Raw genomic sequence first — 13,426 nt, forward strand, 5'->3', positions numbered from 1 at the left:
GAGACTGATCATGAAAATCCAATGGGCACTTGCGCTGTCCGTCAGTGTGCTTTCCGTTGCATCCCTGGCAGGCTGTGCGGCCGACGGGCCGCCCCGCTTCCCGGATCCGCAATCCGCCAGCCCGAAGGGCGGCACGTTCGTGAACGTGGCCAACCTGCGTAACGTCGGGCCCGGCCTGAACAAGGACCAGATGTTCGACCTGCTCGGTCCTCCTCACTTCAACGAGTGGTTCGTCGGCAGCCACGTGTGGAACTACCTGTTCGACTTCCGCCGCGGCAACGAAGTCGTCTCGTGCCAGTACCAGGTGCGCTACGACGAGCACATGAAGGTGAGCAATACGTACTGGCGCGACCCCGCATGCGCGGACTTCGTGCGCACGCAATCCGCCGCGCCGGCGGCCGCGGCAGAGCCGCCGGCCGCGCCGATCGAGCAATTCACGCTGCAAAGCGACGCGCTGTTCGCGTTCGGCCAATCGAGCCTCGAATCGATGCAGCCGGGCGGCAAGGCGCAGCTCGACGATGCGGTCGAGCGGATCAAGCGCCACAAGACGATCACGCGGATCGTCGTCGTCGGGCACACCGACCGGATCGGCACCCCCGCGGTGAACGACCCGCTGTCGCGCGCGCGGGCGCAAACGGTCCGCCGCTATCTGATCGCGCATGGCCTGGACGGAAACGTCATCGAGGCGGACGGCGTGGGATCGCGCGAGCCCGTCGCGCATTGCCCGCCCGGCCAGAGCCGCGCCGTGATCGCGTGCCTGCAGCCCGATCGCCGGGTCTCGATCGCGGTCAGCGGCCGCGACTGACCTGCCGCGACGCCGGTGGCGTCATTCACGCTTCGCCCGCGTGGCGGGCGCCACATCGAACGACCGGCAAACCGGCATCGCGCCCCTGTGGGCGGTAACGCGCGCCTCGGGCTTGCCGGCATCGCCGGCGGCATCGCGTTTGCCGCCGTATCGGCGCCGGGCCGGAACGACCGAGCGCCCGCGCCGCGCCCTACCCGTGCGGAAAGCGCGCGACGCGGCACGACGGCGCTTGATTCGAACGCCTGAGCGACCAGCTACCAGCAATCCGGATGACGACGATGAGAAGGGTCGGGGTGTATGTGGATGGCAGCAGCATCGACGCGAATGGCGGCCATCTGATGCGATACGACGTGCTGCGCGCGCTCGCCGGTCGGGCCGGCGCCACGATTCAGCGGCTGCACGCGTATCTGAGTTTCGACGCACGCCGCGCGGCACGCTCCGCCGATTACGACGCGCGGATCAAGGGCTATCAGGCGGCACTGCGCGACAAGGGATTCCGCGTCACGGTCAAGCCGCTCAGACACATCGCCGACGAGGATGGCACCGAAACCGTCAAATCGAATTCGGATCTGGGCATGGCCATCGACGCGCTGTCCGAATCGGACCGGCTCGACACCGTGCTCGTCGCCACCAGCGACGGCGATTTCGTCGAAGTCGTACGAGCGTTGCAGAAGAAGGGATGCCGGGTCGAAGTCCTCGGGTTCGACAACGTGCCGCTCGAATTACGCGATGCGGCCGACCAGTTCATCAGCGGCTATCTGGTGCCGGGCCTGCTGCCGGTTCGCGATGCGGCCTCCGGCTCGCCTGCCTGGGGCCAGGTCGGCTCACGCGTGCGCGGCGTGTGCAACCGGTTCGAGCCGGACGACGGATATGGCTTCATCGCGTTCTGGGCCGCGTTGCCCGATACGCCGCTGCTCGCGGCGGCCGAGACGAGCCCCGCCTACTTTCGCGGCAGCAGTTTGCAGGATCCGTCGATCGTCGCGCGGTTGCCGTCTCGAAGCACGATTCTCGAATTCGACCTCGCGATGCCCGCGAAACACACGGGCGCCCCTGAGGCGCGCCGGATTCAGGTCGTTTCCAGCGCCTAGCCATCAAGGCATCGCGGCAGCCCGATCAGCGCCCGAGCGCCGCGTCGTGATCGTGCTTCGACAGGAACATGAGGAAGGTCGTCCCTTCCCCCAGCTTCGAGCGGACCTGCAGCTTTCCGCCGAGCGAATCGACGACCGTCTTGACGAATGCCAGGCCCAAACCATGCCCGGACATCGACGCGCCGCCGTCCAGTTGCGTGAATTCGCGAAACAGCTTTTCCTGGTCGCGCTCGGATATGCCGGTTCCGTAATCGGTCACGGCGATCTTCACGTGCCGATCCGTGGCCGACAACTCCACGTCGACCGTGGAGGCTTCGCGACCGAACTTGATCGCGTTGCCGATCAGATTGACGAATGCCCGCCGCAGCAATTGCACATCGGCGATCGTACTGAGCCCGGGCTCCGCCGTCAGGTTGACGATCGTCGATTTCGCACTCGCCTGCGGCAGCAGATCGTCGACGGCATCGCCGAGCACCAGTGCGGGATCGACCGCGGCCAGCTTCGGCGGCAGATTCTCGGCCCTGGCAAGAAAGAGGAAATCGTCGGAGAGGGTCAGCGCGCGCGTCGCATACTGTGATACCAGTTCGGCGAAGCGCTGCGGCGTGTACCGCGACGGATCCCGCCGGATCTGCGAAACGAGCGCGAGAATCGACGCCTGCGGCGACCGCATGTCGTGCGACAGGAATCGCAGCGCCATGTCCCGCTGCCGCTCGGCCATCCGCACGGACGAGACGTCCGCGACATGAAAGACCAGCGCGCGCTCGCCATAGACGGACGGGCGGATCGGTGCGCACTTGATCAGCAGCGAACGACCGCACCGTGCATTGGCGATCTCGATTCCCTGGTCGAGCTGCGATTTCGTCTGTGCCGACAGCGCGTCGCCGTCAGGCCAGTGATCGAGCGACGTCAACGCCTGCGCGACGAATTCATTCGCCCGATGCGATGCGGTGATCTGAAACAGCACGTCCGAAACCGGCCGGCCCACCGGCGCCCGCCCGGCATCCGGATGCTCGTCGGGCTCCGCGCACCACGCGGCGATCCGCCGGTTCGCCAGCAGCACGACACCGTCGGCCGACGCAATCAGCGTCGCTTCCGGCAGACTGTCGACCCATGCGTCGATGAGCGCACGATAGCGACGTACTCGCGCATCCAGATTCGCAGTCCTGTCCAGTTGCCGCCGAACCGGGTCGACGTGTCGCACGACGCTCGCCGACTCCGCATGCAGCAACGGGTCGGTCGCCATGCGGTCGCCGAGGAGACCGATGAAGCGCAGCAACACTTCGGTACGCCGCCAGAACACCAGCACGCAGGCGAGCACGCACATCAGCATGCCGGTGGCGGGCGGCAGCGCCTCGCCGCCGACCACGAACACGGCATACGCGATCGCAGCAACCGCTCCTGCGACGACGAACGATGCAACGAGGCCGGCACCAGGACCGAGCCGGTAGAGCAACGCACAGATCACGCACACGACGGCCTCGTTGAACAGCAGCGCCCACGCAAGACCGGCCTGTTGAAGCGGTGCCGCCGCGGCCGGCGCAGGCGATGCAACGATTGCCGCGGCATCGTCTCCGATCGGCCGCACGCCGGCCGACGACACGCCGGGCCGGCCATGCCCGAGGTCGGCAGCCGCGCGAATCAGGACCGCGCGGCCGCTCAGCCGGTTCGACGGCACCGCGCCGTCCAGCACGTTGACGTACGAGTAGCGCTCGCAAGGTCCGTTCCAGTGAAACGCAGCGTCGCGCGCGCAGGCTTGATCGGCGTTGCCGGAATTGCCGAGGTTGCCGCTCCCGGCCTCCGTTCGTGCGCCGCCGCGACTTGCCGCCTCGCCACCGCGGTGCCCGGCACGTGCGCGCGCGACGTCCCGCAAGCCGGTCAGGTCGATACTGACGACTGCGACGCCGCTTCCGGCAAGCCGCTCCATCATCCGCTCACGGGTTTCGATGCTGAACGGCCAGTTGCCCAGACGCGCGGTCGTACGTTCGTCGACCACGATCATCGCCAGCGGCTTGACGGGCCCGCCGTGGGCCGACCGTGACACGAACCCGAACCACGCGCGGTCGACGCGTTGCAGCGCATGTGTCGCCGTGAGCACCGCACAGACCAGCACCAGCGCAAACGTCATGCGTATCCACTCCGTGGCGCAATACGAGGACGCGCTCCCCGCCATCTGCCTGCCTTCATCACATGAACGGCGCCGCCCCAGCCCCAAAAATCTTCCGAACATGTCGATCAGATGATGCTCCATCGATATCGCATTGATCGGCATCTGACATGCCTGCGTCAAACACCGCACCCCACTTCAAGCAGCATTGACCGGAGACGCAGCAGCCGGTCACCCCCCTTCACGTGCCGATCGCCCGCCCTGTACATACGCGCTCGGACGTACCCGGCCAAACGACCTCCAAGCAGCGATCCGTAATTTAATATGCGCCAATTGTACTTCAATTTCCACACAAATTAATCACACAATTTAATTACAATTAAATTAACATTTAATTCAAACTCTATCCTGATATTTTTCAGAATAAACCATCACTTCCAGGCGACATCATTCCTCATCCAAAGCACGCGCACCGCTCGCTCCACCCAAAAAATCGGTGCATTAAAAGCCGAATCATCACACAAAACGAAAATCAATTCAGCTTTCAATATGCAGCCCCAATATCACAATACGATTTCCATGAATCTCATTCTCAAAAATCGAGCCACAATATACAAAACAATAAACAAATTTACATTTGTTTATTTTCCATGAGTTGAAATTTTGCATTCCACTCAATAGAATCGATCGATCAGCAACATGCTGCCGACATTTAATCGGCGTACCCGGACATTCATGAATTTCCCCTTTGCATCAAACGATCCGCTCGACGATGCCGAACGCGGACTTCGTCAGGGCGAGTTCTTTTTCCTCCTGCAACCCAAGTTCGCGCTCCAGGGAATCCGTCTGGCCGGTTTCGAATGTCTGATGCGCTGGCGCCATCCGGCGCGCGGCATCCTGGAGCCCGCGTCGTTCATCAGCCTGATCGAGGATTCATGTCTGGCCACGCGCTTCACCGAACTGCTCACCCGAAGAGCGGCGCACATGCTGGCGCAGTGGAAGGCGGCCGGTTACGGCAAGCTGTCGCTCGCGATCAATCTGTCTCCGTCGGAGCTGGGGCACGCGGATTTTCCGGCGCAGCTTTCCGCACTGCTGACGTCGCTCGGGCTCGAGCCGGCTCGCGTCGAAATCGAGCTGACCGATGTCGTTCCGCCTGCCCGGCTCGACTGGCTGGTGGAGGCCATCCATGCGGCGCAGGCAATCGGCGTGCGCGTCGCATTGGACGACTTCGGCGCAGGCTTCAATTCGCTGACGCTGTTGCAACAGTTGCCGGTGGATATCGTCAAGTTCGATCGCTCGCTGATCCGCGATGTCCTGCAAAACAACGAATCCATGCGGGTCGTTGAGACCCTGGTGCACATCGCGCAAAGCCATGGCAAGCACATCGTGATGACGGGCATCGAAACCGCCGCGCAGTTCGAATGGGCCAGCACGCTGCCGGACGTCGACGGCCAGGGTTTCTATCTCGGCGAGCCGCTGCGCGAAGCGGCGGTCCAGACGTTCATCGCCGATTGCCATGCGCGGATCCTGTCGTAGCCCCGCGCGCGCCGTAGGCGAGTAGGCGCCATCCGTGCTTCAAGCGCGAGGCCGCGTGCTTCATGCGTCGGGTCGGCATGCCGGACGCCGCCGCATCCCAGGATTCATCCGGAATATCGGGTGCCATCTACGCTCCGATCGGGCTGTTTGTTCACGCCGCCGTGTGCGACGTGCAGCCAGCATAGAACGGCGGCCCGAGCGCTCAAAGTGAACTTTTGTCACTTTCACGAGCATTTCCACAGGGCTCCCACATTCCGGGAAAATGCCGATCCGTCGGGCACCGACGTGCGCCGGTGCCTCGCCCGTGAATTACCAGCGAATCAACGCCGAGCCCCACGTGAAGCCCGAGCCCATTGCAGGCGTCAGGACGAGATCGTTCTCCTTGATGCGTCCGTCGGATACGGCTTCGCCGAGCGCGAGCGGAATCGACGCCGCCGACGTGTTGCCGTGTTTGCCGACGGTGAGCACGACCTTCTCCATCGGCAGATTCAACTTCGTGCCGACGGTTTGCACGATGCGCTGGTTTGCCTGATGCGGAACGATCCAGTCGACGTCGTCCCGGGTCAGCCCGTGCGCATCGAGCGCTTCCTGCGACGCGTCGGCGAGATTGACGACCGCATGCAGAAATACGTCGCGGCCCTCCAGATGCATCTTGCCGGCGCTTTGCGTCGACGATACCCCGCCGTCCGTGTGAATCTTGTCCCAGTACCGTCCATCCGAATGCAGATGCGTGGACAGCACACCGCGCGGCCTGTCGCCTTCGCGCCGTTCGCCGCGCAGCACCAGCGCGCCCGCGCCGTCGCCGAACAGCACGCAGCTATTGCGGTCCTGCCAGTCCACGATACGCGACATCGTTTCCGCGCCGATCACCAGCGCGGTGCGCGCCTGCCCGAGCCGGATCATGTTGTCGGCGACCGAGAGCGCGAACACGAAGCCCGAACAGACGGCCTGCACGTCGAACGCGGCGCCGCGCGGCATGCCGATCGCTTCCTGAACGCGGACGGCCGTCGCGGGCATCGTGCGATCGGGCGTGCAGGTCGCGAGCACGATGAGATCGACGTCGGCCGCGGCGATCCCTGCGTGACTCAGCGCGGCCCGGGCCGCGCCGATCGCGAGATCGGACGTGTTCTCGCCGGGCGCCGCGATCCTGCGCTCCTTGATGCCGGTGCGCTGCGTGATCCACTCGTCCGTGGTGTCGACCTTCAGTGCGATGTCATGATTCGTCATGCGGTGCTCGGGCAACGCGGAACCGCAGCCGACGACGCGCGACATCCAGTGGTCCACGCGATTGATTTCCACCATCTTCGGTACTCCGATCAAAGTCGATAACGCGCCGGCCGCCCGATGTCTCGAACCGGCGCCCTGGCGTTACCAGCTTCCGACGCCCGCGTCCTGGCCCGGCTCCGCGGCGGCGCTCGTGCCCTGCGGTTGCAGCGAGACGAGATGCTCGGCCAGCGCATTGAAGGTCGGATAGTCGTAAAGGACCGTATCGTCGATCTTGATGTTGAGCCGCTCTTCGAGGAAGAACGCGAGTTCGACGGAATGCATCGAGTCGAAGCCGGCGTCGGCGAAGGTCTGTTCGAGATCGGTCGGCACCTTCAGGTTGTTCGCTTCGGTCCACTCCTGGATCCACGCAAGAATGGTTTCCGCGGTGACCGTCGGCCCGTTGACGGCTGCAGCTTGAAGTTGATCGTTCATGGCATCGATTCCTTGAAGTCGGATTGAGGACGGTGAAGGCGCGGCGGCGACGCCGCGCCCGGGAAACGGAAAGGCAGCGCCTATGCGGGTGTCGCGCGCATCAGCGGTTCCGGATCGGCGTGCGGTGCATCGGCAGCGCGTCCGCCGAGAAAGTGCGCGAGACGCCGCACGGAAGGTGCACGCACGATGGAGTTGTGGTCGTCGTCGAACACGTCGACCGTGATGCCGCCGCGCCCGAAACGGCGCAATTGCTGCTCCGCCAGCACGCTCGACATCCCGCGCTTGTCGCGCGCGGCGAGCGCGTATCCGATGTGCGTTTGCACCTGCCGCGGCTGGTGACAGGCGAGTGCCACCGCGCTCGCGGCATGCAGCCGCGCGATGTGGTCGAACATCTCAGGCTGGGCGCGGCGGCGCACGTCGGCGAGATAGAAGTCCTGATCGAGCATCGCATCGAAACGCGGGTCGGCCAGCCATCGCTCGACTGCCTGCATACCGTCATCCGGCGCGAGATCAGCGGCCAGTGCGCGCAACCGCGTGGCGAATTCGCCGTCGTGGAGCGGGCTGTCGACGACCATCAACGGCGGCGCGCTCCCGCCCTCCGACTCCCACTGCGCGGCCATTTCGTGCGCGACGATCCCGCCGAACGACCAGCCGCCAAGCAGGTCGGGCTGCCTGCCGTGCGTCGCGAGCAGCGCCGCGCAGTAGCGCGACGCCAGTTGCGCGATCGAAAGATACGCGGGCGCGTGGCCCTGATCCGCGTACGGATGACGGATCGCGACGACCGTCGGGTCGCCCGGCCATGCCGCGGCCAGTTCCTGATAACACAGCACGTTTCCGCCGACCGGATGCACGAGCGCAACGAGCGGCCCGGCCCCGTCGCGCAGCGTCACGACCAGGCCGACGTCGCCGCCCGTTTCGGCCGGTTGCCGGGGATCGGCCGCCACGACTTCGCGAACGGACGCGTCACCGTTCGTCGTGCCGAACCACGCGGCCAGCGTCTGGAGCGACGCGCCGCGCGCCAGCATGGCGATCGGCGGCATCTTGCCGAGCCGCTGATGCAACCGCACCCGCAGCTCCGTCAACGCCAGCGAGTCGAGCCCCTGGCCGACGAGCGACAGCCCATCGTCGAGCACGACGGTATCCGGCGCGACCGCTGCCGCGATCGTGCGCAACGTCGCGAGCATCTGCGCCGCGCCCGCCGGTGCCACGTCGGCGCGATCCACCTCGATCGAGCGCGGCGGCCGGGCTTCCGCATTCGATGCGCCATCGCTTCGTTGGCGCACCGCACCATGCGCCGCTTCGGCGAGATCGGGAAACGGCAGCTCGAAACGCTCGGTGTCGAACGCGTAGCCCGGCGCTTCGGCAGGCCGCGGCGCATTGCCGTACAGCTTGTGCCACGCGATCTTCTGCCCTTCGCCGTAAAGGCGTGCGCAGCCGTGGGCGAAGCCTGTCGATTCGGTTTCCTCATCGCCTTCCGGGCCGTCGGCGAGCGACGCGATCGCGCACGTCCAGTCGCCGCCGGCGGCGGCGCGCGCGAGCTTGGCGAGCGCCGCGCCGGGCCCCACTTCGACGAAGAGCGTCTTGCCGTCCGACACCGCCAGCAACGCGTCATGAAAACGCACCGGCTGCTCGACGAGATCGAGCCAGTGCTCGACGCCGGCGATCGCATCGGTCGCGACGGCGCCCGTGAGGGTGGAGACGATCGGAATCGACGGCGGCGCGAACGTCAGCGGTTCGAGCGCGCGCCGGAACGCTTCGCGCATCGAACGTAACATCGGCGAATGGCCCGGCGTGCCGTAGGTCTTGAGCAGCGACACACGCTTGCCCGCCGCGACCATCGCGTCGTGCACGCGCGCCACCGCTTCCGGCGTGCCGCTGACGACGGTCTGCCCCGGCCCGTTGATGCCGGCGACGAACAGATCCTCGCCGAACGCGAACCGCGCGGCGAGTTCGTCGGCCGCGGCGGCCACCGCGAGCATCGCGCCGGCCGGCGTCGCGGTATCGAACAGTCGGCCGCGCGCCTCCACCGCCTTGAGACCGTCGCCGAGCGACATCACGCCGCCGATCACGGCGGCCACGTGCTCGCCGAGCGAATGCCCGATCAGCAGATCCGGCTGCACGCCGAGCTCCATCCAGGTACGTGAAAGTGCGTAGCACACGACGAAGTGAGCCAGTTGCCCCGGATGATGGCGCACCGCTTGCGCGCCACGGCCGACGATCGCATCGAGCACGTCGCGCGCCGTTTCGCTACCCAGCAGGCGCAGACACGCGTCCGCGTGCTTGCGGAACAGCCCGTTGCCGTGGTAGAGGTTTCCGCCGACGCCCGGCTGCCACGCCCCTTGCCCTGGCACGAGAAACGCGACGCGGGGCTTGCGCGGCGGCTCGCCCGCATGCCAGTTGCCGGACGGATTGTCCGCGAGAAACGCGTCGAGCGCGTCGATGAAATCCGCTTTCGTCGTGCCGACCAGCGCGACACGATGATCGAAATGATCGCGTCGCACGTTCGACGTATGACACGCATCGCGCAGCGGCACGGACGTGCCCGCGAGCCAGGCCCGCCATGCCGACGCGACACGCCGCCGTGCGTCCGGCGAGCGCCCGGACAGCGTCAATACGCGTTCGCGGTCGATCGGCGCACCGGTGTCCGGCACGGGCGCCGGCGCGGACAGAATCAGGTGGACGTTGGTCCCGGTGATGCCGAAACCGCTCACGCCGACCAGCGTCTCGCCTTCGTCGAGCGGCGTACCCTCGCGTGGAATGGCGAGTTGCGCGCCTTCCCAGTGAAAGCGCGGGTTCGGCGTCTCGAAGTTCACCTGCGCGGGTACGTGGCGGTGCCGCAGGATCAGCATCGCCTTGATGAAGCCGGCCACGCCCGCGGCGCCCTCCAGATGCCCGAGCTGGGACTTCACGGAGCCGACGAGGATCGGCTTGTCGCGTGCGACGGCGCGCGTATAGACGTTACGCAACGCGGAAAGCTCGATCGGATCGCCCAGCGCCGTGCCCGTGCCATGCGCTTCCACGTAGGCGACTGCTTCCGGCCGAACGCCGGCGCGCATCATTGCCCGGCGAATGACGGCTTCCTGCGCCGCGCCGTTGGGCGCGGTGAGGCCGTTACTCGCGCCGTCGCTGTTGACGGCCGACCCGATCAGCACCGCATCGATGCGATCGCCGTGCGCGAGCGCGTCGTCGTGCCGCTTCATCACGATCACGCCGCCACCTTCGCCGCGAATATAGCCGTCGGCGCTCGCGTCGAAAGGACGGCATTGCCCGGAGGCGGACATCGCCTGGAGCCGCGCGATGCCGATCGTTTCCTCCGGCCCGAGGATCAGGTTCACGCCGCCGGCGATCGCGACGTCGCACTCGCCGGCCTGCAGGCTCTGCGCGGCAAGATGGATCGCGACTAGCGACGACGAACAGGTCGTATCGACGAAGATCGCGGGCCCGCTCAAACCGAGTATGTGCGCGACGCGCCCGGGGGCCATCGCGCGCAGGTTGCCGAGCTTCGAATAGGTGGTGATGCGCGACGGATCGCCGGACCAGACGGTGCGCCGGCCATAGTCCGCCTCGCCGATCGTCATGAAGACCCCGACGTTCCTGCCGCGCAGCCGGCCCGGCGCGATGCCCGCGTTCTCGAGCGCCGCCCATGCGAGTTCGAGCATCCAGCGCTGCTGCGGATCCATCTCCATCGCCTCGGCCGCCGAGGTCCGGAACAGCTTGCGGTCGAAGCGGAACGGATCTTCGACATAGCCGGCCACGCGCGAATACGTGGTGCCGGGCTCGTCGGTATCCGGCGAGTAGAACGCGTCGATATCGAAGCGTTCGCGCGGCGTTTCGCGGATCGCCGTGCGCCCGGAATTCAGCAGCGTCCAATAGCTCGACGCACAGGACGCGCCGCCGGGGAACCGGCACGACATGCCGATGATGGCGACGCGCTGCGCTTGCGTGTTTGACTGGTTCATACCGTCCTCGCGGCGGAAAGCGTTCATCCGGCCTAGTGGCGGCTCGCCGCGGCGAGATCGTCGCTGCTGCTCGCCTGGACGAGCACGGCCATGTTGCCGGGCAGGTGCCGGTTCTCGCGGATCTTCGCGTGCGCGTCCGGCAGGCGGCTCCACGGAAACACTTCCGACAGGCACGGGTCGATCTTGCCGCTCATCACGAGCCGGTTCGCCTGCGACGCTTCCTTGAGGTTGGCGAAGTGGCTGCCCTGAATGCGTTTCTGGCGCATCCACACGTAGCGCGCATCGCAGGTCAGGTCGTAGCCGCTCGTCGCCGCGCAGAACACGACCATGCCGCCGCGCTTCACGACGTAGCAGGACGGGGCGAACGTATTGCGGCCCGGGTGCTCGAACACCATGTCGACGTCGCGCTTTTCGCCGAGCGCACCCCAGATCGCCTTTCCGAAGCGCTTGACTTCATCGACGTAGGCCGCGTACTCGGCCTTCGCATCGACGGGCGGCGGCGCGCCCCAGCACGAGAAATCCGAACGGTTGATCACGCCCACCGCGCCGAGCCGTTTGACGAATTCGGCCTTCGACGCGTCGGAGACCACGGCGACGGGGCGCGCGCCCGCGAGCGCCGCGAGCTGGATCGCCATCGTTCCGAGCCCGCCCGCCGCGCCCCACACGAGCACCGATTGCCCGGCGGAAAGCACGTGTGGCTTGTGGCCGAACAGCATCCGGTATGCGGTCGCGAGCGTGAGCGTATAGCAGGCGCTGGCGGCCCACGTGAGGTGCTTCGGGCGCGGCATCAGCTGCGTCGACTGCACGCGCGCGAACTGCGCGAACGAGCCATGCGACGTTTCATAACCCCAGATCCGCTGCGACGGGGACAGCATCGGATCGCCGCCGTTGCATTCCTCGTCGTCGCCATCGACCTGGGAGCAGTGTGCGACCACCTCGTCGCCGACCTTCCATTTCTTCACGTTCGAGCCGACGGCCCATACGATGCCGGCCGCATCCGAGCCCGTGATGTGATACGGATCGTCATGCAGGTCCAGCACCGAGAACGGCTGGCCGAGCGCCGCCCACACGCCGTTGTAGTTGACGCCGGCCGCCATCACGAGAATCAGCACGTCGTCCGGGCCGAGCGAGGGCACGTCGACGATTTCGTTCGTGAACGCGTGCTGCGGCTCCCCGTGGTTCTCGCGACGAATCGTCCACGCGTGCATTTTCCTCGGCACGACGCCCAGCGGAATCGCGCTGCCGATGTCGAACAGTTCCGGCGGGTTCCTTCTCGTTTCTACAGCGAAATCGATCGTTTTGGTATCCATAACAATACTCGTGAAAGAGTTGATCCGGGATAAGTTGCACTCGTGCTAGGCCGCGGCCATCCCGCCGTCCACCGACAGTGCGGTACCGGTCATGAACGAAGACGCGTCGCTCGCGAGGAACGTGACCGCCTCGGCGATTTCCTGTTCGGTGCCCAGCCGGCCGACCGGATGAAACGCCTTGATCTGGTCGGTCATGCCGGTTTCATCGAGAAACTTCTCCACCATCGCCGTCGCCACGAACGCCGGGCAGATCGCATTGACACGGATATTCTGCTTCGCGTATTCGAGCGCGGCCGCTTTCGTCAGCCCGAGAATCCCGGCCTTCGACGCGTGATAACTGCAGCCGCCGAATGCAGACGCCACGAGGCCATAAGTGGACGACATATTGACGATCGCACCGCTGCCCGCTTTCAGCATTTCGGGAATTTCGTATTTCATCGAAAGGAACATCCCTTTCAGATTGATATTCATCACGTAATCCCAGCTCGCCTCGTCGGTATCGGCCACGGCTTTGCCGAATGCCTCCACGCCGGCGTTGTTGAACGCAATATCGAGCCTGCCGAATTCGTGCACGGTCTGCGCGACCATCCGCGCGCAATCCTCCGCGCTCGATACATCGGTCTTCACGAACAGCGCTTCGCCGCCCGCGCGGCGGATCTCCTCGACGACGGCCAGACCTTCGTCGATGCGGCGCGACGCGATCGCGACCCGTGCGCCTTCCCTGGCAAACAACAACGCCGTGGTCCGGCCGATACCCGAACTTCCCCCGGTCACGAGGGCGACTTTTTCATGAAGCTTCAGCATCGTATTCTCCAGTCGCATTGATATGCAGGCCCCGTCATCACCATCCCGATTTTTCAGATCGAAAATGAATCGTCGGTTCTTGACCGGATGGATTCTAGACGGCGAAAAGCGTGCGCCGATGA

At 65.8% G+C, this 13,426-nt stretch carries 9 protein-coding genes; 3 read left to right on the forward strand and 6 right to left on the reverse strand.

Annotated features, from left to right (window positions below; all coding sequences use genetic code 11):
* The first annotated feature begins 10 nt into the window (after positions 1–10).
* Positions 11–805: an OmpA family protein gene (locus tag CFB35_RS33700; protein ID WP_060010700.1), complete on the forward strand. Its 795-nt coding sequence runs from the start codon at positions 11–13 to the stop codon at positions 803–805.
* A 278-nt stretch (positions 806–1,083) separates the two neighbouring features.
* Positions 1,084–1,893 carry an NYN domain-containing protein gene (locus CFB35_RS33705; protein ID WP_179231830.1) on the forward strand — a complete coding sequence of 270 codons (810 nt, stop codon included), beginning with the start codon at positions 1,084–1,086 and terminating at the stop codon, positions 1,891–1,893.
* 25 nt (positions 1,894–1,918) lie between these two features.
* Here CFB35_RS33705 and CFB35_RS33710 read toward each other — a convergent pair whose 3' ends face one another.
* Positions 1,919–4,018: a sensor histidine kinase KdpD gene (locus tag CFB35_RS33710; protein WP_089466223.1), complete on the reverse strand. Its 2,100-nt coding sequence runs from the start codon at positions 4,016–4,018 to the stop codon at positions 1,919–1,921.
* A gap of 714 nt (positions 4,019–4,732) precedes the next feature.
* Here CFB35_RS33710 and CFB35_RS33715 point away from each other — a divergent pair.
* Positions 4,733–5,533 (forward strand): EAL domain-containing protein, encoded by an 801-nt coding sequence (locus CFB35_RS33715; protein WP_089466224.1) that lies wholly within the window; start codon positions 4,733–4,735, stop codon positions 5,531–5,533.
* A 309-nt stretch (positions 5,534–5,842) separates the two neighbouring features.
* Here CFB35_RS33715 and CFB35_RS33720 read toward each other — a convergent pair whose 3' ends face one another.
* The 5 genes from CFB35_RS33720 to CFB35_RS33740 all read right to left on the reverse strand — a co-directional run bounded on the left by CFB35_RS33720 (position 5,843) and on the right by CFB35_RS33740 (position 13,304).
* Positions 5,843–6,835 (reverse strand): beta-ketoacyl-ACP synthase III, encoded by a 993-nt coding sequence (locus CFB35_RS33720; RefSeq protein ID WP_089466225.1) that lies wholly within the window; start codon positions 6,833–6,835, stop codon positions 5,843–5,845.
* Between the two features lie 66 nt (positions 6,836–6,901).
* Positions 6,902–7,231 (reverse strand): acyl carrier protein, encoded by a 330-nt coding sequence (locus CFB35_RS33725; protein WP_060010709.1) that lies wholly within the window; start codon positions 7,229–7,231, stop codon positions 6,902–6,904.
* 80 nt (positions 7,232–7,311) lie between these two features.
* Positions 7,312–11,190 (reverse strand): type I polyketide synthase, encoded by a 3,879-nt coding sequence (locus tag CFB35_RS33730; protein WP_089466226.1) that lies wholly within the window; start codon positions 11,188–11,190, stop codon positions 7,312–7,314.
* A gap of 32 nt (positions 11,191–11,222) precedes the next feature.
* The gene (gene ccrA / locus CFB35_RS33735; protein ID WP_060010711.1) at positions 11,223–12,500 is read right to left on the reverse strand and encodes a crotonyl-CoA carboxylase/reductase; all 1,278 of its coding nucleotides are present in this window, start codon (positions 12,498–12,500) and stop codon (positions 11,223–11,225) included.
* Positions 12,501–12,545: 45 nt separating this feature from the next.
* Positions 12,546–13,304, reverse strand: coding sequence for an SDR family NAD(P)-dependent oxidoreductase (locus tag CFB35_RS33740; RefSeq protein ID WP_060010714.1), 759 nt, complete (start codon positions 13,302–13,304; stop codon positions 12,546–12,548).
* Positions 13,305–13,426 lie beyond the last annotated feature (122 nt).

The sequence above is a fragment of the Burkholderia sp. AU16482 genome (genome assembly GCF_002223285.1).
Classification (GTDB): Bacteria; Pseudomonadota; Gammaproteobacteria; order Burkholderiales; family Burkholderiaceae; genus Burkholderia; species Burkholderia semiarida.

Bases quoted from the DNA above. Each gene is read 5' to 3' on its own strand.
- CFB35_RS33730 (WP_089466226.1), bottom strand. From the start codon at position 11,190: ATGAACCAGTCAAACACGCAAGCGCAGCGCGTCGCCATCATCGGCATG.
- CFB35_RS33710 (WP_089466223.1), bottom strand. From the start codon at position 4,018: ATGACGTTTGCGCTGGTGCTGGTCTGTGCGGTGCTCACGGCGACACAT.
- CFB35_RS33700 (WP_060010700.1), top strand. From the start codon at position 11: ATGAAAATCCAATGGGCACTTGCGCTGTCCGTCAGTGTGCTTTCCGTT.
- CFB35_RS33720 (WP_089466225.1), bottom strand. From the start codon at position 6,835: ATGGTGGAAATCAATCGCGTGGACCACTGGATGTCGCGCGTCGTCGGC.
- ccrA (WP_060010711.1), bottom strand. From the start codon at position 12,500: ATGGATACCAAAACGATCGATTTCGCTGTAGAAACGAGAAGGAACCCG.
- CFB35_RS33705 (WP_179231830.1), top strand. From the start codon at position 1,084: ATGAGAAGGGTCGGGGTGTATGTGGATGGCAGCAGCATCGACGCGAAT.
- CFB35_RS33715 (WP_089466224.1), top strand. From the start codon at position 4,733: ATGAATTTCCCCTTTGCATCAAACGATCCGCTCGACGATGCCGAACGC.
- CFB35_RS33740 (WP_060010714.1), bottom strand. From the start codon at position 13,304: ATGCTGAAGCTTCATGAAAAAGTCGCCCTCGTGACCGGGGGAAGTTCG.
- CFB35_RS33725 (WP_060010709.1), bottom strand. From the start codon at position 7,231: ATGAACGATCAACTTCAAGCTGCAGCCGTCAACGGGCCGACGGTCACC.